Genomic DNA, 21,822 nt, shown 5'->3' on the forward strand with positions numbered 1-21,822 from the left:
AATAGCATTTCCCTAACCGTATTTATCCCCTAGTCTTGGGCTTGTTAAATATTTACAGAGAACGCATTTCATCATGGCAAAAGTTGCTCTCATCACGGGTGTTACAGGTCAGGACGGCTCGTACCTGGCGGAATTTTTGTTGTCCAAGGGCTACGAGGTACATGGGATCAAGCGCCGTGCCTCATTGTTCAACACGCAGCGGGTGGACCATATTTTTGAAGATCCCCATGTTGAAAATGCACGCTTCAAGTTGCACTACGGTGACCTCACCGATAGCTCCAACCTGACTCGAATCATTTCTGAGGTGCAGCCCGACGAGGTTTACAACCTGGGGGCGCAAAGCCATGTAGCGGTCAGTTTTGAAAGCCCGGAATACACTGCAGACGTCGATGGCATGGGCACTCTGCGTTTGCTCGAGGCCATTCGTTTTTTGGGGCTGGAAAAGAAAACCCGCTTTTATCAAGCGTCTACCTCGGAGCTGTACGGGTTGGTTCAGGAAATTCCACAAAAGGAAACAACGCCCTTTTACCCCCGCAGCCCCTATGCAGTGGCCAAGTTGTATGCCTACTGGATTACCGTCAATTACCGCGAAGCCTACGGCATGTATGCCTGTAACGGTATTTTGTTCAACCACGAAAGTCCGCGGCGTGGTGAAACTTTCGTAACCCGCAAAATTACCCGTGGGCTGTGCAACATCGCTGTGGGCCTCGAGCAGAAACTGTTCATGGGCAATATGGATGCTTTGCGTGACTGGGGCCACGCCAAAGACTACGTCGAAATGCAGTGGTTGATGCTGCAGCAGGACAACCCGGAAGACTTCGTGATTGCCACCGGCGTGCAGTACAGCGTACGCGAGTTCATCGAATTTACCGCTGCGCGTTTGGGTGTGAGCATCGACTGGCAAGGCACAGGGGTGAACGAAAAAGGCGTGGTGGCCAACGTGGAGGGCGACCGTGCTCCAGCGGTGAAGCCCGGTGATGTGATTGTTGAAATCGATCCTCGATATTTCCGCCCTGCGGAGGTGGAAACCCTGCTGGGCGACCCCACCAAAGCCAAAGAAAAGCTGGGCTGGACTCCCCGCATTACACTGCAGCAGATGGTGGACGAGATGGTGGACACCGACCTGGAAAGTGCACGCCGCCATGCGCTGTTGAGGCAGCACGGGTATGACGTGCAAATCAGCACCGAACGTTGAGCAGGCCAGGCGATGAAAATATTAATCACCGGTGCCAATGGCATGGTCGGCAAAAACATCCGCGAAAGCCTGGAGCAGGCGGGCGGACACACCCTGATCACGCCGGGCCGTACCGAACTGGACCTGCAAAACAAGGCGGCTGTTGAAGCGTTCATGCTGCAGCACCAGCCCAACCTGGTCATTCACTGCGCCGGACGGGTGGGGGGCATTCAAGCCAACATGGCACACCCGGTGGAGTTTCTGGTTGAAAACCTGGACATGGGTCGCAATGTGATCATGGCGGCCCATGGGGCGGGTGTTCCCAAATTGTTGAACATGGCCAGCTCATGCATGTACCCGGCACAGGCTCAAAGCCCCTTGGCTGAAGACCTGATTTTGGCGGGTGCCCTGGAGCCGACCAACGAGGGCTATGCGATTGCAAAAATTGTCAGCACGCGGTTGTGCGAGTACATCACCCGCACCCATGCAGACCGCCAATACAAAACCATGGTGCCATGCAATTTGTACGGTCGTCATGACAAGTTCGACCCCAAGCATTCGCACTTGATTCCGGCCATCATCCACAAGGTGTGGCAGGCCAAAGTCAACGGCGAGCCCACGGTTGAAATTTGGGGCGATGGCACCGCGCGCCGTGAGTTCATGTATGCCGGTGATGTGGCCGATGCGGTGATGCATGCCATCGGTCATTTTGACGCCATGCCCGTGGTGGTGAATATTGGCTTGGGTGATGACCACACAGTGAACGACTACTACGCCACGGTGGCCCGGGTGATGGGTTGGCAAGGCACTTTTGTGCACGACTTGAGCAAACCCGTGGGCATGAAGCGAAAAATGGTGGATGTGAGTCGCCAAACCGCGTGGGGCTGGAAGCCCGCACACAGCCTGGAAGAAGGCTTGAAAAAGACCATTGAATTTTATCTGGAAAAGGTGAGTGCATGAATTTCAAATATCCATTGGCCACAGCCACCTGGGACGATGCAGAGTACGCAGCCATGCAGTCCGTGATTGCCTCTGGCATGTTCACCATGGGGCAGAAAGTGCAGGCCTTCGAAAGCGACTTCGCCAAGCTGTTTGGCAGCAAGCATGCGGTGATGGTGAACTCGGGCTCGTCGGCCAACCTGCTGATGGTCGCTGCGCTGTTTTATACGCAGAATGAACGCCTACGCCTGAAGGCCGGTGACGAGGTGATTGTGCCTGCGGTGTCGTGGAGCACCACCTACCACCCCCTGCAGCAGTATGGCCTGCGGGTGAAGTTTGTGGACATTGACTTGAACACCTTGAACTACGACATGCAGGCGCTGGCCTCGGCCATCACCGACAAAACCCGCATGATTTTTGTGGTGAACCTGCTCGGCAACCCCAACGACTTTGACGCACTGAATGCCTTGATCGCAGGTCGAAACATTTTCTACATGGAAGACAACTGCGAATCCATGGGCGCCACCTACAAAGGCAAGCAGGCTGGTACTTTCGGTGTCATGGGCAGTTTCAGCTCTTTTTTCTCGCACCACATTTCCACCATGGAAGGTGGAATGATCACCACCGACGATGAAGAGCTGTATCACATTCTGCTGTCCATTCGTGCACATGGCTGGACACGCAACCTGCCCAAGCACAACCGGGTGACCGGGACCAAAAGTGACGACCCTTTCGAAGAGTCATTCAAGTTTGTGCTGCCCGGTTACAACGTACGGCCTTTGGAATTGTCGGGCGCGTTGGGCATTGAGCAATTGAAAAAACTGCCTAACCTGATTGACCACCGTCGCAAGAATGGCGCCTTGCTGCAAGAAGCCATGTCCGACAATCCATTCGTGATGATTCAACAGGAAACCGGGGCCAGCAGTTGGTTTGGTTTTAGCTTGATTGCACGCCCCGGCAGCGGCATGACCCGCGCTGAAATGCTGCGCCGCCTGAACGAGGCTGGCTTTGAATGTCGTCCGATTGTGGCCGGCAACTTTGCCAAAAACGAATGTGTGAAATATTTCGACCACGAAATACACGGTGATTTGCGCAATGCAGACTACCTGGATCAGCATGGCTTGTTTGTGGGCAACCACCACTACCCATTGGTGGAGGCCATGGCTGACCTGAAGCGCGCATTTGCAGGCTGATGGCACAGCTTCTGCCAGCCGACCAGTGGTTGCAAGTGGTCACCCTTGCACCGCTGGTCAGCATCGACTTGATCGTTCGCAATGCATCCGGCGAAATCCTGTTGGGATGGCGATCCAACCGCCCAGCGCAACATACCTGGTTTGTTCCCGGTGGCGTGATTCGCAAAACGGAGCGTTTGGACGATGCATTCGATCGCATTGTGTTCGACGAGCTGGGCATTCACCTGCCGACAGGCTTTCAGCGCGGGCAATATTTCCAGGGGCTGTATGAGCACCATTACCCGGACAACTTTGCCGGTGTGGATGGTGTGCCCACCCATTATGTTGTTCAGGCTCATCAGGTGAGCCTGTTAGACTTGGGTATTCAAGGGGAAACCCAGTGGATTGAGCAGCTACCCAAGGCGCAACACACCCGCTATTGCTGGATGACCATTCCCCAGCTGTTGGCGCATGTCGACGTGCATCCGCACGTGAAGGCCTATGTTCGGGCGTAAGGTTGTATCCCGAACTGTCTCAAAAACTCCAGCCGCGATGCATGCGCGGGTGTCGGCGGTAGCAGGGTAAACACTCGAACCCTGGGAAGGCCCGCCAAATTCACCAACGCCGAAGACTCAACGCCGGTGATTTCAATCGCCAGCAAGGGGTCGCTTTGCAGCAGCTGTTGCACATGGTCCTCCAGCACCAGGTGGCTTTGCAAAGCTGCAGCACTGGGAATGGTTGATGTTGGCAGGCGTGGGTGTTGAACCACCAAGGCGTCGGGGTTGGCCGAGCAATAGTTCAACATGGCCGGACGAACTTCATCCACTTGCTCTGGCGAAGGGCCTACAAAAATTTTCAATACTTGGCTTGGTGTGCGTTGTGCAGGCGCAAGCAGGTCTTGCTGTGTGGCGAGCAGTTCAATTCGATGGGTGCGCGCAAACCAGTTGGCGTGGTCGTAGATGGTGAAGTGCCGCAGTGAATCGGTCAGCAAACGTTCAGTGAAATACCGAATGCCGCCCAACCTCAGCAAAAGGCGCTGCCGCCCTGTGGTGGTTTTGCGGTAGTGCCTGGCATCCGTTTGAATGTTGAGCAACCCATCATCGTAGGTAAACAAACGTTGAGGCCTGCTGGCGGTGAGCAGTGCCCACAAGTGGTGGCTGATTGAGCAGGCACTCAACACCACGTCGAAACGGCCAAACCGGGCAAAACGCGCAACCATTCGCCTACGCAATTGAAGCAAACCCACGTACTTCATCAAGCCTCGCTGGGTGGGCTCCGGCGGCAACAACTCAAACGCTGTCCGCTTGCAAAAGCCACGCATGGCGTTGAAGTAGTGCTGTTGACGCGTGTCGTTGACAGCGCTGGCGTACACACCCATATCGAACACGATGCCATGCAATTCAGCCACCCGCTGTGCGATCAGCACGTGCAGTGGAGTGAGGCAGATGCACAGCGAACGCTCTGCGGAGTTGATTGTGAAAGTGTGCTGATTCATCGCATCAGCATTGCACAGGCCTGGGTATCTTCAAAGGGGGTGATACCGGTCTGGGTAGCGAAAAGCCAGAACGAACCCGTTTGTTTTAACCTTCGTTCCGTTCCGTATACAAATGCGGGAAAACATGCGCTACATCGATTAAAAAGTGCAGTCCTTTGGGAAGCGAGAAGACAAAAACGCCACGCGCACGCGTGCTTTGAATTCTACTTGCCGGGGTGCTGTTATGAAAATCAATGATGTCAATTTGCAGCCTGCATCGGCTGTGGTCGTGGTGCCATACCTCCAATCGTCTATCAAGCGTATTTTTGACCTGGTCTTTGCAAGCACCGTGCTACTGCTCACATCGCCGTTGTGGCTGGTGGTGGTTGCTTTGGTGGCGCTGGATGGTGGCCCCGTCCTGTATGCCCAGCGTCGGGTCGGAAAAAACGGCAAAATTTTTCGGTGCTGGAAATTCCGCACCATGGAAGTCAATGCTGAGCAAACATTGAAGGCGCTCATTGCCAGCAACCCCGCTGTTGCTGCCGAATGGCACAGCACCCAAAAATTGAAAAATGACCCACGCGTGACGGCCGTGGGCCGTTGGTTGCGCAAGACCAGTGTGGACGAGCTTCCGCAATTCATCAACGTGTTGAATGGCACCATGAGCGTGGTTGGCCCCCGGCCATTTGCGCATGATCAAATTGCTTTGTATGGTTCCACGGCCTTGGCCAAATATTTGGCCACCAAACCGGGCTTGACTGGTGTATGGCAGGTTCACGCCAGACACGACACAACGTTTGCATGCCGTGCGCGTTACGATGAACAATACTTCCAGCAGGCCAGTTTGGCCACAGATTTGGCCCTGGTGGTGAAAACACCTTTGGCCATGTTGCGGGGTACTTAGTCAGTACCCCGGTGAAGTAGGGGGTAGTGGGTGCTTGGTCGTCGTACTTGGTTAAAGCGTTTGGGTTTGGTTGCTACCTCTGGGGCAACCGCTCTGTTGTCGGGGCCACGTGCAGCACTGTCATCCTTTTGGTTGCCTGTTTTAGATGCGGTGTTGCCGAGCACCAGTTTTGGCACATTCGAGCAGCCATTTTCGGCAACCTCATACTGGAACCGCCGCCCGCTCGGTGTACGCCTCGGCAATGCAGAAATTCCCGATTCGCAGTACTACCCACTGGTGGGCGAGGGGTCATATTCATCGGCTGCTTTTTTGTGCAGCACCAATGACCAACCCATGCGTATTGTGGGTCCCTCTGGTTCAGCCGGTGTTTGGAATCTGGACGCCGAGGAGCATCAGCCCGAGGTGGTTATTCCGCGTTGGCCTGCCAACGCGGTGCCGGCCACGGGCAGCGATGGTCATTGCGACATTGTTGATCCCCTGGCTGGTGTTATCCATTCCTTGTTCAAGCTGAGAAAAAATGCAGAAGGCCAATGGGTGGCTGCCATGTACGCTTGGACCGAATTGCGCGGCAGGGGTTGGGGCGACCCAGCCCACTACTATCAAGGTGCCCGCGCCGCTGCAGTGCCGCCCATCGCCGGTCTGATTCGCAAGCATGAAGTCAATGACGGCCTACCCTTTTACAGGCACGCATTGTCCATGTCGCTGACCTACAACGGCCTGTCGTCGCAAACGCCTTATGTGTTTCCAGCCACGTCGGCCGATACGGATTGGCAGCTGAACACTGGCTTTATTCCCGAAGGCAGTTTGCTGATGTTGCCCGACTGGTTTGACACGGGCTCGATTGCCAATCTGGATTTGCGCAAGGTGGCCAACACGTTGAAGTTGTATGGCGGCTATGTGGTGGACCGCAACGTGGGCACCCCGTTCTACATTTATGTCGAAAACGGATCAAATTTCAACCTGCACAAAGGCGGATGGAACACGGCGGTTGCCAACGATTTGAAGCGCATTCAACGCGCCCTCCGGCCTGTGGTTGAGGTGCAGTCGTGGGTTGACGGGTATGGCCGCACTGGTGCGTTTCGTGAGCGTTTGAACCTGCTCTCGATGCGTGGCCCGTGGGTACGGGTGAAAGGGCAGGGCAATGCACGGTTCGACACGTTGATTCAATCGGTTCGGTTTGAGGGTGCCTCAGAGGGCTCCGAGTTTGAACACCGCAACAACCGCAGCATGGCATCGGTCAGTTGGGCGCCTGTCAAACCAGGTGCGCGTTACCGCGTGTCGGTGCAGGCAGCCGACTCAGCATTGTTCCAGTTGCGCTTCATGAACCCGTCGACATGGCAGGTGGTGATGCAAACAGATTGGCTGGGCTCTGGCCGTCAGCGTGATTTCATTTGGCCAAGCCAACCTGTGCGGGTGGTGCCTTGTATTCGATCAGGCAATGTGATGTTGCCCGATGACACGTCGGTCAAGGCACCGTGGATCAGAGCCCAGCTGATCCAGGTCGATGATGGTTTTCAAAGCCCCTGGCTGGTGACTGCGTAAGTCACCGAGTGCCCAGAGGCTTGTGGTATTCGACTCAGTCTCGCCGTGAGCGCACCCAGTCCATTTGACGTTTGTAGAGGTACTGGGCGTACACGGGTACTTTCCGGAGTATGTACAACGGGATGCGAAGCAGTGCATTGAACGGCACATTGTGCCGGCCATGCGCATACCAGGCCGCCAAGATGGCCACGGCCAGCGTACACAGGTTGGCCAGGCCCCACAGCAATGCTTGCTGGGCTGTCGCCGTGGGGTGAATGGCGCACCACAGCAGGCTGCCCCCCAAGGCCAGCAGGTTGAGCAGCACCAGCAGGGCCAACGGTGGAATACAGATGTCCAGCCCCAGTGCAAGTAGCCGCCAGTTGCCGCGCAGCAGGCCTTTCAAAACGGCAGGCAACCCGTCCTGAATCAGCATGCTGAGGTGACCATGTTCCCAACGGGTGCGTTGGCTGCGCTGGGTGTCTTCCCGCGTGGGGAATTGGCTGTCCACCAAGGCCTGTTCAACCAGCAGGGGTGCATGGCCGGCCGCAGCAAAGTCCAGCCCAAGTTTCATGTCCTCGACCAGGTGGCCACTGGCCCAAGGCACCAAGCCAACAATTGGCCACGGAAATGCCATCCCGGTGCCTGTCAGTTGGCAGCCGGCAGACAGGCGTTGCAGGCCCCGGGGGCGGCAGAGGTTTTTAACCCGCCAAGCCCATTCAGCCAAGCGTGCTTGCAAAGAAGCGCCAGCGGGGTGATGCATCAGGTACAGCGCTTGTGCTGGACGTTGGTGCTTTTGTGCGCAGTGTGACAGGGTGCTCAATCCGCCTTGCGCAAGAATGCAATCCGCATCCAGAACCAAGACGACATCGGGCGCGTCCTGTTGAGCCAGGTGGTCAAGGCCATACGCCAGTGCATAACCTTTGCCTCGGCGTGTGGTGTCCATGCGTTCAATCACATCAACCCTTTGATGTGTGCGTGCAAACGCTCGGACCGCGTCAGCAGTGTCATCGCTGCAATTGTCGGCCACCACCAGCACCCGGTCTGACACCTGCAATTGGGGCATGACCGAGCGCAGTGTGGGCAGAATATTGATGGACTCGTTGTGCGCTGGAATGAGCACCACCACACGGGGTGCTGCGGTGGATGTTGTCTCGGTGGCTGCAAGGTGTATAGCCGGTTTGGCAAGCCCCAACGCAATTTGAATGCACAGCCAGCCCACAGGAATGCTCAGCATTGCGCACAGGCTCAGCATTGCAAGGTCGATCCACATCATGCGGCACCTCGCTGAAACAACTGTAACAGCTTTCCACTTTCGGTCTGTATGCTGTGGCGTTGTAGTACACGGTGTTGTGCAGCCAGCCCCATGCGTTGAAGTGTGGTGTCGTCGGCCTGAATGATTTTCTGCAGGGCTTGCACCAGTGCGTCAATGTCCCCAGGGGGCACCAGATAACCATGCTCACCGTGGGTGACCAACTCGGGGATACCAGCGACCCACGTGGTGAGCACAGGCCGTTGCAAAGCCATGGCTTCCATGATGACCACTGGCAAGCCTTCGGCGAAACTGGGCAGCACCATGGCGCGCGCCTTAATCAATTCCTCCCGCACTTCTGCACTACTGATCCAGCCAGTGATATGCACACACGCCTGCAGCGAGTAGGCGGCAATGGTTTGTTCAATGATGGGCCGCATCTCGCCATCGCCTGCCAGCACCAGTTGAAATTCCACACCCTGGCTGCGCAGGCGGTGAGCTGCTTCGAGCAACAGCAGTTGGCCCTTTTGCTCGCATAGGCGGCCCACACACACTAGCCTGGGTTGCGCGCTGGGCGGTGCATTGTGGCCCTGGTGAAATTCAGGCTCAAGCCCGCAATGTACTACCTGAATTTTTGGCCAGTGGTGGTGGGGCACCCAGCGCATCAGTTGGCTTTTGCAATAGGCGGTAATGGCCACCACAAATGCACTGTGGGCAATTTTTTCTCGCAGGTGAATGAATTCGGGTTTGTCGAATTCTTCGGGGCCATGCACGGTGAAGCTGTACTGGGGGCCACCCAAAAGCCGAATCAGCATCGCCACTTCGGCCGAGTTGGCACCAAAGTGTGCATGCAGGTGGGTCACGGGGTGGTGCTTTAGCCATTGCAGTGCCATGCAGGCTTCCAGCAGGTACACCAGGTGCACAGGCCAGGGGCGGTCTGCACGCCGCGACAGCCGTATACAGGCCTGCAGTGCCCGTGCAAACGCCTTGGGTTTGTTGAGTGCTGTACGCAGGCCAGCCCACAGCAAGGGTGCTGCGCCCTGTTTGAGCAGGTAATGCGTGCGTTCCTGTTCACTGTGGTCCAGTGGGTCGGACAGTGGGTTGTCCCAACCGCGCACAGCCAGCCGAACCACTTCGACGCCTTGCGCTTCAAGCGCCAGAATTTCACGCCGGATAAAGGTGTGGCTAACCTTGGGATATTGATTGACGAGGTACGCGATGCGAAGCGGCTTCATGGTGCTGCATTGAGGGAGTTTTTAAGAAGACGGTGCTTGATGGTTTGACCCACATAGCGGGCAATGAGCCACTCGGTGCTTTGGGGTTGCCCACGAAGCCACCACAGCAGCGCCAGGCCGCCGACCAACAACAACAAGCCCAACCCACCATAGGCCACCAGCCACAGCGCGGTGTGAAATGGCGACACCTGAACCCAGTTGTGCTGGCCTTGTAGTAGGTACAAAACGCCAAACACCCAAACACTGACCAGTCCACAGGGCCAGTGGTGCAGCAGTTGCGTCCACAAGGACAATGCAGTCACCTGAGCGGCCATGCGAAAGTACAGCAGTGCATCCAGCAATGCACTGGCAAATCGGCCCCACAGCAGGCCTTCAAAGCCTGCTGTGAAAACACCCACGGCCATGCAGGTGCACCGAGCCAGCAACGACAGTACATCGCGCTGAAAGGCCAACTTTGTATTGAGTGTGGCCAACACCACCGACAAGGCAACGCTGCCAATCGCTTCAATGCACAAGGCGGCCACCAGCCATTGAAACGCGGGTGCGACGCCCATCCATTGAGTGCCCAGGGCCAATCGGATTAGTGGTGTGGACAAGGCGCTGGCCATGACCGCAATGGGCAGAAACAACATGCACACCACGCCCAGGCTGCGCAAATAAGCCTGGTTCAATTCAGCGGGTTGGTGCTGGTGCGCAACCAGACTTGGCGAGATAACCCGCAAGGCGGCTGCCAGTGTGTCGGTGAACAACACGTTGGACAGGCGTGTGGCCACCGAATACAAGCCAGTGGTTTGGACGCTGAACAACTTGCCCACCACGAATTGGTCCAGCTTGCTGGTGAGCGTCTTGACAAACAGTGAGCCAGTCAGCCAGACCGAGTAGCCCCACAGGCTGCGCATGTGAACCAGTGTGAATGCGGGACGGAAGGGCACACACCGGTACGACACCACCAACGCACAGGCTTGCGTAGCGATGGTACCCAGCACCAAGGCCCAGTAATTTTTCAGCACCAGCGCGGCAACCACGGTGACAATGAGCCCGGTCAGTTTTTGCGACAGGCTGAGAATGAATTCGCTCTTGAAATTCAGCTCGCGCACCAAGAGCGTCATCTTGGGGTTGATCAGCCCACCCATGAACAAGGAGAGGCTGATGCCCCAGGCGATGCCCTGTAGCTCGGGCTTGGCATACACCGACGCCAGCACTGGGCCCATCAAAACAACCAGAGTGGCCAACAGTGCAGCACGCAGACAGTTCATGGTCCAGGCTGTGCGCAGGTGCGCATCGGTGAGGTGGGGCAGGTGAATGAGCACCGCCGCCAACTGGAGTTCGGTGAGCGAGGCCAACACAGTGACTGCTGCATCGACCAGCACCACCAGCCCGTAGTCTTCGGGTGTTAGCAGCCGTGCAAGCACCAGCGTGCTGAGCAGCCCGAGCACGGCTGACAAACCTTTGGCCCCAACCAGTAGATAGGCGCCGCGCAGTGACTGCCGGTTGCTCATGCTTCAGCCTTGCGCTCACCTTGCCCTGTGCCCGTGGCCATGGCGTAGAAGGCCCCAGCCACTGACCAGTAGTACCAGTTGTAGGCCAGGTAATCCACCACATTGTCCGAGAAATTGAGAATGAGGTAGGAGGCAATCAGGGCGATGTACAACAGACCGAGGGTTCGTACTTGCCGAGTGTATTGCCAGGCTTTCTGAAGTTGCTTTGCGATAAACACGGCGAATACGGAGACAGCCAGCAACCCACCATCAAAAAAGCGTTCCACGTACACGTTGTGGGCACCAAAAGCATTGCCGCCTGACATGGGGAAAAAATCGATGGAATAGTGCTTGAAGCCGCCAACGCCGTAGCCCAACCAGTAGTGCGACGGGCTCATCCAGCGAAGCCCACTTTCCCAAATGTATTGGCGCCATGCAAATGAATTCAACTTGGCGTACTGAACCACCTGATTGCCTTGCAGAAGGTCCATCAGCCGGTCTTGAACCGCTGGTGTGATGGCAGCCAGTGAAACGGCCACCAGCATCCAGAGCAAAACGCGTCTGGAGACCAGCAGGCCATACAACAGCCCGGCGACCACCAGTGCAGCCCAGGCGCTGCGTGTTTGTGTGAGCACAATCGAGGCCACCAAGAGAGGCAGCAAGGCCCAGCGAATGCCCGGGTCGCCCCCTTCGGTGTGTTGAAGCCCAAGCAACGCAATAACCACCAGCAAACAATAAAAAGCGTAGATATTGGGGTGTGTGAAGGTTGCGGCCAACCGGCCCTCGAGAAACAAGTTGCCAGTTGCGTACTGAACCATGCCCACCGTGAGTGGAACGATGGCCGACAGAATGACCACCCGCAGCAGGGTTTGCAGGCCACGTTGGTCTTGATCCAGGCACAACTGATGACCCATGACAAACACAGCGCCATAGCTCAAAAAGGCCACGAGTTTTTTGAGGGCTGAAATGGTGTCGGGCGCCATCACGGTGCCCAATACCATCACCGCGAATGGGGCCACCCACAACAACATGGCAGGCCGCTGTCGTTGTGAGAGCTTCTGCAAGCCCCACACCACGGCACAGGCGACCACCAGCAGGTTCAGTGCAGCGCCAAGACCAACGTTGCTGGAAAAACGGGAGGACTCAAGAATGGGGTCGAGAGCGCAGCGGCTGATCAACAGCATTAAAAACAGGGATTGTGGATGCGTGATGAGCAGCACCACCAAGGGGACCAGCAAGGGAACACCCAATACCAACACCCAGGACTGACTGAAGAGGCTGGTGTATACCCCGGTGAGGGCGCCCACCAGCAACAGGCAGACCAAGGCCAGGCATTGGCGGGGTGCGGGTAGGCTGATCATTTAAAACTCAAGCAGCACAGAGCCCAATAGATTGGCGCCCAGGCGTTTGAGGTTGGTGCTCAGAATCTTCAGGTCTGTGGTGTTGGTATGGTCCTTGCGGGCCACAGCCAGGCTTGCGCCGCAACGCAATGCAACCGCTGTGGCATCAGCGGAATGTTGTCCGGCCGGTGTGTCCACAATCACCATGTCGTATTGCGCTGCCAAGCCATTGAGCAGTTTCGCAAAACGCAGGTGCGACAGTTGTTCCTGGGGGTTGGGCGGGATGGGGCCACATGGCAGGACGGACAGGTTTTTGAGTTCGGGCACGCTGTGAATGACGGATGCATCACCACGGCCTTGCAGCAGGGTAGACAAACCTTGCCTGTTGCTGAGGCCAAAGTTTTCATGCTGTTGGGGTTTGCGGAAATCAGCATCGACCAGCAGTGTGTTGTGTCCCAACTGGGCAAACACCACAGCCAGGTTGGCTGCCAAAAAGCTGCGCCCTTCGCCTTCGGCTGGACTGACCACAGCCAGGGATTTGCAGGCCTGAGGCGTTTCCAGCCAGCGCAGCAGCAATTGTGTGCGCACACTGCGCAACATTTCGGACTGCGAGCTTCTGGGTTGATGGGCCGCCACCAGGCGCGCCGATACGTGGCTGTCACGGTGGTCCAGAATCACGGAGTAATCGTATTGCCGGGCGATGGCAAACTCAAGGTCATCGGCAGTGAGCAGGCCAAGCCGTATGCCAGTTTCGCCAAACAGTTGGTTGCTGGTGAGTTGGGTTTGAACAATGCGCTCCGCTGCCTCGGGGCTCAGTCGTCCTTCATCCACAAGAATGGCGCCAATCGATTTGCTTTCGGTCATGATGGTAGGTCTCGTTTGGAGGGTTTCAGGACAACAGGGTTTGGCGCATCCGGTACTTCAGGCGGCCGTAGGCCGTCGTGGCTGTGGGGCTGGTGGAGATGAGCAGGGGTTCTTGGGTGATGAAGCCCAAGGGCGGTAGGTCAATGTGCTGCAAGTCTTCGATGCTGCGCACATACGGGGCTGACACTTCAAACACATAGGCAGTACCCACGCCCATGAGCAAGCCCATCAGTAGCGCACCGACCAAGACCACGCCCCAGCGGGGCGAGCTGGGCTCAGTTGGGGTGATTGCCTCGCTGATGAGATTGGCATGCACAGTGGTTTGCCGGCTTGAAATTTCGGATTGGCCAATTCGCGTTGACAACAATTCAAATTGCTTCTGGGCAGCATCCACGTCGCGTTGAAGTGTCATGGCCGCATCCCGTTGCGCCTTGAGTTGCAATATTTTGTTGCGTTGTTCTTCGACTGCGCGTTTGATGGTGGCTTCACGCCCCAATGAGGCGCGTGTTGTCGCATTCAAGGTGGCGTTGTTGCGCGTGGCTTCTTCTTGAACGCTGCGTTGCAATGCATCCACCTCGGCCTTCAGCCGTGCATATTCCGGGTGGTTTTCACCGATGCGTGCGGAGGCTTCGGCCAAGTCGGCCTGCTTTTGCTTGAGCTGGGTGCGCAAGCTATTGATGACAATCACATTGGTGGGGTCTTGGAGCAAGGCGTCGTTGCCTGAGCTTGCGGCCCGGCTGGCTTGATCGGCCCGCTGTGATTGAGCCTGGGTCAATGCACTGGACAACTCGTTGAGACGTGATGTTTCCACGTCCATGCGTTCATCGCTGACCACCACGAGGCCGTTGTCCCGTTGGAAATTGGACAGGCGCGTTTGCGCGGTGATCAATGCATCCCGTGCTTCCTGAAGTTGTTGGTCAAACACCTGAACATACTCTTTGGCTGGCTCCACATTTAATTCAACGGCTGTTTGTATGTAGGCCCGAGCCAAGCCATTGGCCAATTTGGCCGACAGGGCAGGGTCGCCCAGGGATGCGCTAATCGTGAGGGTGTTGCTTTCTTTGCCGGAGGTAACCTGGACCTTGGAGATCAGGTAGTCTGTGAGCCATGTGTCGAAATCAACGCGACCAGAACCGGAACGTTCCCACTGCGTGTGGAGTTCGGCGTTGTCTTTGAGCTTGAGTTGCTTGATGGCCAAATCCACGACCCGCGCCGAGGTGATCAACTCCGCTTGGGTGTTCATGTAGGCGGGTGAAGTGAAGGGCAGGCCAGGTGCACCCAGCACAGAGTCGGCAGAGCGGACATCAACCACCAGTTTGGCTTGTGCGGTGTACAGTTTTGGCAAAAACGCAGCCGTGATGACGGCTGCCAGCGTGATGGTCAATAGCACCGTGACCACCAGCCGCAAACGGGCCCGTACGATGAGAATTAATTGATTCAGGGTCATGGGGTTGTCCTGTCATTCATGGGGTTGTTGTGGCGTGGGTGTGTTCAGAAAACACTTTGCTTGAAATACAGGGTGTCGTTGTCTTGCAGTGCCTCGTCAAGCTCTGCACTCAATTCGACTTCCTGCCCGTTGTCGCCCTTGCGATAGATGCGAATGCCATTCTGTGAGCCGCGTGGTGTAAGACCCCCGGCCTGGGCCAGTGCCTGCCGGACGGTCATGCGCCGTTCGATTTTGTAGGTGCCCGGTTTTTGTACTTCGCCGTACACGTAGTACTGGGGCGCGCGGGCGACGTACAGGGTGTCCCCGCCCACGACGGGCACGTCCTCATCGTCCTGGCCTTTGAGGAAGATATCGGCCAGGTCGATGGTTTTGGAAAACGGGCGGCCGTTCCGCTGGCCTTTGAGTATGACCACATCGCCACCATTGAGGCCCACGGTGGGTGCGGATTGAACAATGCCACCGGCCATGCTGAGTGCGTCTGTGACGCGCATGTTCAGTGAGTCAAGCTGATAACGCCCGGGCTTGCCCACCAGACCAATGACGGATACTTGTGCGCTGCGCATTTGAAGCGGCACGATGGCCACTTGGGGGCGAACCACAAATTTTCCATCGCTGAGCATTTGCGCCACTTTTTCTTCGGCTTGGCGGATGGTGAGGTTGCCAACCATCACTGGACCCACCAGTGGAACCGTGATTTCGCCACTTTCGGCAACGCGTCGGTCACCACTGAAATCGGGGTTTTGAAAGACGCTGATGTGAATGAGGTCGCCGCCGCCGAGGCGATAATCGGGGTTGTCCTCACCGGCCTGGGCCATGCCGGGAACTGCACCCAGAACACAGAGCCAGAGCAATCCAGCGGAGATGATTGATTTGAACATGCTGATTTCCTTAAGGCTGAAATGGGTCAGAAGACATACTTGAGATACAGGCTGAAGGCCTGTGCCGAATAGTCAGTGTTGACTTGGGTGGATTGACGTCGACGTTGCTGTGCGATGCCCAGCAACTGAAGCTTGGGTGTCAGGTTGTATTGAAGACGGATGCTGTTGTCCCGCAGCCGGTCTGTGCGCGCTTGTGATGAGAAGCCATCTGTGCCGTTAAAAAACAGGGTTTGTGGCCTGTGGGTGACATTGAGCAGCAAGGCGGAGGTGATGGCCCAATTAACGCTGAGACTGACTTGACGGGCCAATGCATCGGAATTGCTCACATCCGACACGCCGATGATTTGCCGTGCGAATGCAGCGATGAATTGTGTTTTGGCGGTGGGGCGAAATTGCGCTTCGAGTTGATAGTTGACACCTTGGTAGTCCCGAATGGGCAACTCGTCGTGGTGGCGCTCCACCTGCGAGACGGCCGCACTAAGGCGGCTGATGTCGGAGGCGTTCCAGATGCTGGACAACTCGACTTCCCGTTGCTGGAAGTTATTGGACACGCTCTGCCCGGGGCCTGTGATTTGGCGGCTGGGGAACTGCCCCTCCAGGGTTTTGAAGGCAAGCCCCAACTGGCTGCCTGTGGCTGGCAAATACGTCAGGCCAATAGTGCGCAGTTGCTCATTGCGATCGAGCCCGGTCAAGGCAGGGTCGACGCGGCTGTTGCTGCCCAGAAACTGCGAGTCTGTATTTTGAATTTGGGCGGTGACCGCATATTCTGGATGAAAGCCCCAGACCAGCTTTGCCAGCCGTGCGTTTTGAATGCGTTCAACCGCGCTGGTTTGTCCGGTTTGAATGGGTGCTTGGTCCCGTTCGCGTAAAAGTTCGAATTGCCCCTGAACCGTTTCGCCCAGGGCTGCGTCCCATCTCAGGTCGTGGGACTCGCCGTCCACATCCCGATCGCTGAATTGCTGGTGCCTGTTTTGATTGACTGACACCTTGGCACGAATGCGCTGCCGGCTGATCAGGGTGTCCAATGCGGCGCCCAGTTCAGTTCGGGTGACTGTGTCCGATTGCGGTTGAGGACCACTGCCGCTGGAAGAGCGGTTCAACAGGTTGGAGTCGTGAGTCAAGCCAATGCTTGCAAACGGCGAAATTCCCGGGTTTATGGTGTCTGCAAAAGCCGCATGGGCGGTGCACACAGGCAGGCCCAACGCTGTACCGAGCGCTGCACGGAGCAGCGCACAACGTGCAGCCGTGCTGGGGCTACGCGATGATTGAGAGGGTTTGGGGCTGTTCCCCATGGAAGTGTGCACGCAGATACCCGGCCAGAATTTCATGCAAGGGTGGAGGGTAGTGGTGTGGCGGTCGGTTGTGAAATTGGTGCTCCGGTCTGGTGATGGTTGGTGTAATCAGCTTGGGGGCACAATTGGCTGCAACGCTAGATTTCTAGGCTTTGCGTTCAGGACGGTGGAAATGGATCCCGATTGGCAGGAGGATTTAAAGCGGGCAGGTGGTTCTGCCTGGTTGTTGTGGCGTGAGCAAGGGCTTTGGGCGTTGGCTTTGTACCGCTACGGACGACGGGTGGACCGCATGCCCAAGGGCATTGCCAGGCGCATTCACAATCGCCTTTACTGGCTGTGTTACCGAGTGGTGGAGACGTTGACGGGCATAGGTTTGCCGAAAGCGGCAACCGTGGGCGGCGGTCTGCGGATTTGGCATTTTGGCGGCATTTTTATTCACCCCCGTGTGGTGATGGGACGTAATTGCACGTTGCGTCAGGGGGTGACGATTGGTGACAAGGGTGACAATGGGGCGGTGCCTACGATAGGGCAAGGCGTTGATTTTGGGGCATACGCCCAAGTGTTGGGCCCGGTCCATGTGGGCGATGGGGCCGTTATTGGCGCCATGGCTGTGGTGGTGAAAGATGTTCCCGCTGGCGCGACTGTGGTGGGAAACCCAGCCCGGATTATTCGCCTGTCCGGGCGTGAGGTGGACCATGCAGGGGCCTAGCTAGCCTTGTTTGCGCAGTTTCCACCATTCACGAACAATCAGCCCGGGCAGAGCGAGGCCATCTCGCGCATAGCGCCCGGCTAGGCGTCGAGGTTCGCTCAGCACCCTGAACAACCATTCCAGCCCGATTTGATTGATCCATCGAGGTGCCCGGGGCTTTTCTCCGGCCAGAAAGTCGATGGTGGCACCCGCGCAAATGGCCACACGCACGCCGGTATAGCTCAGGTACCGGTGGGCCCAAAATTCTTGTTTGGGTGCGCCAAGGCCGATGATGAGCAGTTGCGCACCACTTCGGCGGATGGCTTGGCAGATCCGCTCGCATTCCTTGTCGTCCCGCTCAAATCCCATGGGTGGGCTGTCCACACCGCATACCGTGATGCCAAGGTAAGTGGACTCAATCGCGATGGCCGCTTTGCTGGCCACGCCCGGTGCAGCACCCAGTAAATAAACCCGGAGTGCTGTGTCTCTTGATTCTTCGGCCGCCCGCTGGAACACTGCCGGCACCAGATCGCTGCCCGTGATGACTTCAGGCAGGGGGCGACCCAAGAGACGGGAGGCCCACCAAATGGGGCGTCCGTCGACCACACAGAGACTGGCTGCGTTCAACACCGCCCTGAAGGCTGGATTGCGCTGTTGCAGGAGCGTGAAGTGAACATTCGGTGTAACAACGAGATGGGGTGTGCTGTCTTCAGCAGTGAGCCAGGCTTGAATGGCATTGACCGCCTCGCGCTGGGTGATGGCGGTGAATGAAAGGTCAAACAGACTTTGTTTGGGCAGTGTCATGGGATGCGTGTACAGATTGAGCCGATGTTGGGTTTTGGCGGTGGCGGAGCCGTTGGTTGAACCAGCGTCCAAGTTGGATGCATTGCCGTTCGACCGTTCGGGCCGACAGCAGCGCAAGGCCTGCTGCTGCCAGTAGGAGCAGGGGGCGCTTCAAGTACATGGCCCATTTGTCGCCACTGCCAAGCCAGGTGACTTGCAGAAATGGATGCAGCGCATACAAGGCGTAAGAATGCTCGGACACCCAACGCAGGTGACTTGAGGAGAAGATTCTGCATCCAGCGCCGTTGGGGTTGAGCAGCAGCGATGCGATGAACAGGCTGCCCAACAAGGGCCGCAGGGGAAAGAGCCACGGAATGGGGGGGGCAAGACAGCTGACGGCCAGTGCCAATAAGGCAAACCAGGGGTTGAGGCCTTTGATCCGGTTGACCCAGGCCGGACGTGGCCCATCTTGGTGCCAATACAGGCCAACCATGAGGGGAATCAAGATTTCGTCTAGTCGATAGGGCGTGGTGGTGTTGAAATAGTTGCCGATGAGTGCACGGTGCAGGGCCAAAAGAACGCCCAAAAACACCAGCATCCATAAACCTTTCCGCTTGCCCAGCGTGAACGCCAACCCCGCCAGAATGTAAAACTGAACCTCAACGCAAAGGCTCCAGAGGTGGTGTGTTTCCGGCAGGAATAGGTCGGGTTGATTGTTGACCCAGAAGCCCAAATGGGCCAATGCTGCCGGCCAACTGGGGTTTGCCTCGGCTGGACTGAGCAAGCGCCAGGCGAAATCGATGAGCAGGACCAGCCACACCAGTGGAACAATTCTGAAAAACCGGTTGATGGCGAAGGTGGTGAGGGAGGGTTCGGTGTGCAGTTTGTGTGTAATCAGGAAGGCCGACAATGCAAAGAAAATCGACATGCCCAATTGACCAGCCGCGATGTTGAGGTCGACCACGGTTTTGGGCCCCAACGGGAGCAGGTGACAGGCGAGGACGAGCAGAATGCTGAGTGCACGCGCACCGTGTAGCGCAGGCCAGTCGGAACGAGACGTTGGGGTGAACTGCATGGGCCGACAGTCGCCAGAATACGGAAGCAAGGGCCGCAGGTTAACAATTGCCGCCGCATGGTGAGAAATAAGAGGTTGGGGGGTTAACTCTTCGGAATGACTGGTGGGGTTTACAAAGGCCTTTCAAGCCGTCCCGCAAGTGCTTACCATAGACACGATTCTCGATATTGAGCCCGTTGCCCGGGCGATGAACAGCATGGCCCAATGGTATGTGATGTACACAAAGCCTCGGCAAGAGGCACTGGCAGTGGAAAATTTGGAGCGCCAGCATTACCGGGTTTTTTACCCCCAGGCGAGCCTTCGGAAGCGACGTTCTTCTGGCGTGGTGGAGGTGGTCGAATCCCTGTTCCCACGCTACCTGTTTGTCAGGCTGGAAAGCGGGGTGGATGATTTTTCGAAACTGCGATCCACCAAGGGATGCATTGATCTCGTGAAGTTTGGCGGGAAAGCTGCACCTGTTCCGGATGCGTTGGTCGATTGGATTCAACGCCAATTGGCGGAGGATGGGTTGATACACCTCGAGAATATGGGCAACCCACACGAGGTGGGTAGTCGTGTGCGGGTGGCTGAGGGGCCCTTTGAAGGTTTGATGGCGACGATTGCCCAGCACAAGGGCGCTGACCGTGTGTTGGTGCTGCTCAATGTGCTGGGTGCCGAACGCCGGGTGGTGTTGTCGACAACCCATTTGGAATCCACATAGGTTGCCGAGCCGCAATATTCATTACTTGGGTCGATTCCAGTCGTTCAGGCAGTTGATGCGCACCTGCGACTGGGCCACTGGCCCGGTTTGGGTCAGGCTGCGAGTCTCCCCTGGCTGAATGTAGAGCTCGCTGCCTTGGCTGCCGATGATCACACTGCACCGTTTGGGGTGTTTGGCGTGGTTGTTGGTGATCTTGATGTCAGTCTGATTACACGTCTGCGTAATTTCGGCCAGTGTGGTGCCGTCTTGCAGTTTTTGTGTGGCGGGTGTTTCCATGTTGCACAGTGTTGCTGGCTGTACGGTGCTGTCGTTGGTTTGCGTGGCATCGCTGGTGCTGGGGGAGTTCGATGGTGTGGGCACCACGGCCACGCAAGCGGTTAGCGCAACAGCCGATAAAGCCAGTGCCGCTGTGGGCACAATGCGGGAGAAGATAGCGGGTTTCATGGTTGGGGGTCCTCTGTCAACGATATAATCGGCCCAGTGCCTGCGGATGAATTCCAAGGCGTTGGTGCGTGGGTCAGTATTGTTCTGTAATCCCTGTCCTGTAGTTTAACCTGAACTATTCCTGTCGAATGACCCTACTTGTGACCGGTTCGGCCGGATTTATTGGTTCCTGTTTCGTTCGGCAGCACCTGGCCCAGTATGCTGAGCCGGTGGTGTCGCTGGATGCCCTGACCTATGCTGGCCACCTCAGCACCCTGGCCCCGGTTATGGACAGCCCCCTGCACACGTTTGTGCATGCGTCGATTGGTGACACAGCGGTTGTTCGCAAAATTTTGGACACGCACCAGCCCCGCGCCATTGTGAATTTTGCGGCGGAAAGCCATGTCGACCGTTCCATTTTGGGGCCTGAGGCGTTTGTACAAACCAACGTGGTGGGCACCTACCGTTTGTTGGAATGTGCACGCGCTTACTGGATGGGTTTGCCCAAGGCGCAGCAGGCGGCGTTCCGTTTTCTGCATGTGAGCACCGATGAGGTGTACGGCACCCTGGGGCCAGACGATGCGCCGTTTGTTGAAACCAGGCGCTACGAGCCCAACAGCCCCTACAGCGCCAGCAAGGCTGCCAGCGACCACTTGGTGCGTGCCTGGCACCACACGTATGGTTTGCCTGTGCTGACCACCAACTGCAGCAACAACTATGGGCCTTATCATTTTCCGGAAAAGCTGATCCCCCTGTGCATTTGCAACGCGTTGGCAGGCAAGCCGTTGCCGGTGTATGGCGATGGCCAACAAATTCGCGACTGGCTGTTTGTGGAGGATCACACCCGAGCCATTCGCACTGTGCTTGAACAAGGCGCTGTTGGCGAAACCTACAATGTCGGCGGCTGGAACGAAATGGCCAATCTGGACGTGGTCCGCTTGATTTGCACTTTGCTGGACGAGCTCATGCCGCGAGCCCAAGGTGGCAGCTATGCTGAACAAATTCAGTTTGTAACCGACCGGCCAGGGCATGATCGCCGGTATGCCATTGATGCCCGAAAAATTGAACGGGAACTGGCGTGGAAACCCGAGGAAACCTTTGAGACAGGCATTCGAAAAACCGTGCAATGGTTTTTGAACAATCAAGACTGGGTTGCACAGATGGTGCAACGGCGAGACCAATAACT

General features: G+C 56.9%; 21 protein-coding genes. 9 read left to right on the forward strand and 12 right to left on the reverse strand.

Translation table 11 applies throughout. From position 1 onward, the window contains the following. Window positions 1–73: 73 nt before the first annotated feature. Genes gmd through VGE55_RS01200 form a run of 4 tightly spaced genes read left to right on the forward strand, consistent with a single transcriptional unit; the run spans window position 74 to window position 3,800 of the window. Window positions 74–1,195 carry a GDP-mannose 4,6-dehydratase gene (gmd, locus tag VGE55_RS01185; protein WP_331129913.1) on the forward strand — a complete coding sequence of 374 codons (1,122 nt, stop codon included), beginning with the start codon at window positions 74–76 and terminating at the stop codon, window positions 1,193–1,195. Window positions 1,196–1,207: 12 nt separating this feature from the next. Beyond that, window positions 1,208–2,134: a GDP-L-fucose synthase gene (locus tag VGE55_RS01190; protein WP_331129914.1), complete on the forward strand. Its 927-nt coding sequence runs from the start codon at window positions 1,208–1,210 to the stop codon at window positions 2,132–2,134. After that, a complete protein-coding gene (locus VGE55_RS01195) occupies window positions 2,131–3,306 on the forward strand; it encodes a DegT/DnrJ/EryC1/StrS family aminotransferase (RefSeq protein WP_331129915.1) in 1,176 nt (391 codons plus the stop codon). Before VGE55_RS01190 ends, VGE55_RS01195 begins: the two co-directional genes overlap by 4 nt. Next, the gene (locus VGE55_RS01200; RefSeq protein WP_331129916.1) at window positions 3,306–3,800 is read left to right on the forward strand and encodes a GDP-mannose mannosyl hydrolase; all 495 of its coding nucleotides are present in this window, start codon (window positions 3,306–3,308) and stop codon (window positions 3,798–3,800) included. Before VGE55_RS01195 ends, VGE55_RS01200 begins: the two co-directional genes overlap by 1 nt. Here VGE55_RS01200 and VGE55_RS01205 read toward each other — a convergent pair. Beyond that, entirely contained in the window at window positions 3,785–4,780 is a 996-nt protein-coding gene (locus tag VGE55_RS01205; RefSeq protein WP_331129917.1) for a glycosyltransferase family 52, read from the reverse strand. The genes VGE55_RS01200 and VGE55_RS01205 overlap by 16 nt on opposite strands. 223 nt (window positions 4,781–5,003) lie before the next feature. Here VGE55_RS01205 and VGE55_RS01210 point away from each other — a divergent pair, with 223 nt between their 5' ends. Continuing rightward, the gene (locus VGE55_RS01210; RefSeq protein WP_331129918.1) at window positions 5,004–5,663 is read left to right on the forward strand and encodes a sugar transferase; all 660 of its coding nucleotides are present in this window, start codon (window positions 5,004–5,006) and stop codon (window positions 5,661–5,663) included. 153 nt (window positions 5,664–5,816) lie between these two features. Then, the gene (locus tag VGE55_RS01215) at window positions 5,817–7,205 is read left to right on the forward strand and encodes an Atrophin-1 multi-domain protein (protein WP_331129919.1); all 1,389 of its coding nucleotides are present in this window, start codon (window positions 5,817–5,819) and stop codon (window positions 7,203–7,205) included. A 34-nt stretch (window positions 7,206–7,239) separates the two neighbouring features. On the opposite strand, the gene VGE55_RS01220 is transcribed toward VGE55_RS01215, so the two are convergent. From VGE55_RS01220 to VGE55_RS01255, 8 genes are read right to left on the reverse strand one after another with little or no spacing between them, the layout of a single operon-like run. After that, complete coding sequence (locus VGE55_RS01220) at window positions 7,240–8,457, reverse strand: glycosyltransferase family 2 protein (protein ID WP_331129920.1); 1,218 nt, start codon at window positions 8,455–8,457, stop codon at window positions 7,240–7,242. Continuing rightward, window positions 8,454–9,668, reverse strand: a complete 1,215-nt coding sequence (locus VGE55_RS01225) for a glycosyltransferase (RefSeq protein ID WP_331129921.1) — start codon at window positions 9,666–9,668, stop codon at window positions 8,454–8,456. The genes VGE55_RS01220 and VGE55_RS01225 overlap by 4 nt, the downstream gene beginning before the upstream one ends. Next, window positions 9,665–11,167 carry a lipopolysaccharide biosynthesis protein gene (locus tag VGE55_RS01230; protein WP_331129922.1) on the reverse strand — a complete coding sequence of 501 codons (1,503 nt, stop codon included), beginning with the start codon at window positions 11,165–11,167 and terminating at the stop codon, window positions 9,665–9,667. Before VGE55_RS01230 ends, VGE55_RS01225 begins: the two co-directional genes overlap by 4 nt. Beyond that, the gene (locus VGE55_RS01235) at window positions 11,164–12,507 is read right to left on the reverse strand and encodes an O-antigen ligase family protein (protein ID WP_331129923.1); all 1,344 of its coding nucleotides are present in this window, start codon (window positions 12,505–12,507) and stop codon (window positions 11,164–11,166) included. Before VGE55_RS01235 ends, VGE55_RS01230 begins: the two co-directional genes overlap by 4 nt. Beyond that, window positions 12,508–13,350 (reverse strand): chain length determinant protein tyrosine kinase EpsG, encoded by an 843-nt coding sequence (gene epsG, locus VGE55_RS01240; protein ID WP_331129924.1) that lies wholly within the window; start codon window positions 13,348–13,350, stop codon window positions 12,508–12,510. It abuts the gene before it with no gap. Between the two features lie 25 nt (window positions 13,351–13,375). Then, entirely contained in the window at window positions 13,376–14,797 is a 1,422-nt protein-coding gene (locus tag VGE55_RS01245) for a GNVR domain-containing protein (protein ID WP_331129925.1), read from the reverse strand. 44 nt (window positions 14,798–14,841) lie between these two features. Further along, window positions 14,842–15,675, reverse strand: a complete 834-nt coding sequence (gene epsE / locus VGE55_RS01250; RefSeq protein WP_331129926.1) for a polysaccharide export protein EpsE — start codon at window positions 15,673–15,675, stop codon at window positions 14,842–14,844. Window positions 15,676–15,701: 26 nt separating this feature from the next. Beyond that, entirely contained in the window at window positions 15,702–16,967 is a 1,266-nt protein-coding gene (locus VGE55_RS01255) for an outer membrane beta-barrel protein (protein ID WP_331129927.1), read from the reverse strand. A 172-nt stretch (window positions 16,968–17,139) separates the two neighbouring features. Between VGE55_RS01255 and VGE55_RS01260 the strand changes: the two genes are divergently transcribed. Beyond that, window positions 17,140–17,676, forward strand: coding sequence for a serine acetyltransferase (locus tag VGE55_RS01260; protein ID WP_331129928.1), 537 nt, complete (start codon window positions 17,140–17,142; stop codon window positions 17,674–17,676). Here VGE55_RS01260 and VGE55_RS01265 read toward each other — a convergent pair whose 3' ends face one another. Both VGE55_RS01265 and VGE55_RS01270 read right to left on the reverse strand, forming a co-directional pair. Next, window positions 17,677–18,459, reverse strand: a complete 783-nt coding sequence (locus tag VGE55_RS01265) for a WecB/TagA/CpsF family glycosyltransferase (RefSeq protein WP_331129929.1) — start codon at window positions 18,457–18,459, stop codon at window positions 17,677–17,679. Then, a complete protein-coding gene (locus VGE55_RS01270) occupies window positions 18,431–19,513 on the reverse strand; it encodes an acyltransferase (RefSeq protein ID WP_331129930.1) in 1,083 nt (360 codons plus the stop codon). Before VGE55_RS01270 ends, VGE55_RS01265 begins: the two co-directional genes overlap by 29 nt. A 139-nt stretch (window positions 19,514–19,652) precedes the next feature. On the opposite strand from VGE55_RS01270, the gene VGE55_RS01275 reads away from it, so the two are divergent. Next, window positions 19,653–20,213 (forward strand): transcriptional activator RfaH, encoded by a 561-nt coding sequence (locus VGE55_RS01275; RefSeq protein WP_331129931.1) that lies wholly within the window; start codon window positions 19,653–19,655, stop codon window positions 20,211–20,213. Window positions 20,214–20,234: 21 nt separating this feature from the next. Here VGE55_RS01275 and VGE55_RS01280 read toward each other — a convergent pair whose 3' ends face one another. Beyond that, complete coding sequence (locus VGE55_RS01280) at window positions 20,235–20,657, reverse strand: hypothetical protein (RefSeq protein WP_331129932.1); 423 nt, start codon at window positions 20,655–20,657, stop codon at window positions 20,235–20,237. Between the two features lie 128 nt (window positions 20,658–20,785). On the opposite strand from VGE55_RS01280, the gene rfbB reads away from it, so the two are divergent. Then, the gene (gene rfbB, locus VGE55_RS01285) at window positions 20,786–21,820 is read left to right on the forward strand and encodes a dTDP-glucose 4,6-dehydratase (protein ID WP_331129933.1); all 1,035 of its coding nucleotides are present in this window, start codon (window positions 20,786–20,788) and stop codon (window positions 21,818–21,820) included. Window positions 21,821–21,822: the final 2 nt, after the last annotated feature.

The organism is Limnobacter sp. (genome assembly GCF_036405155.1).
Taxonomy (GTDB): Bacteria; Pseudomonadota; Gammaproteobacteria; order Burkholderiales; family Burkholderiaceae_B; genus Limnobacter.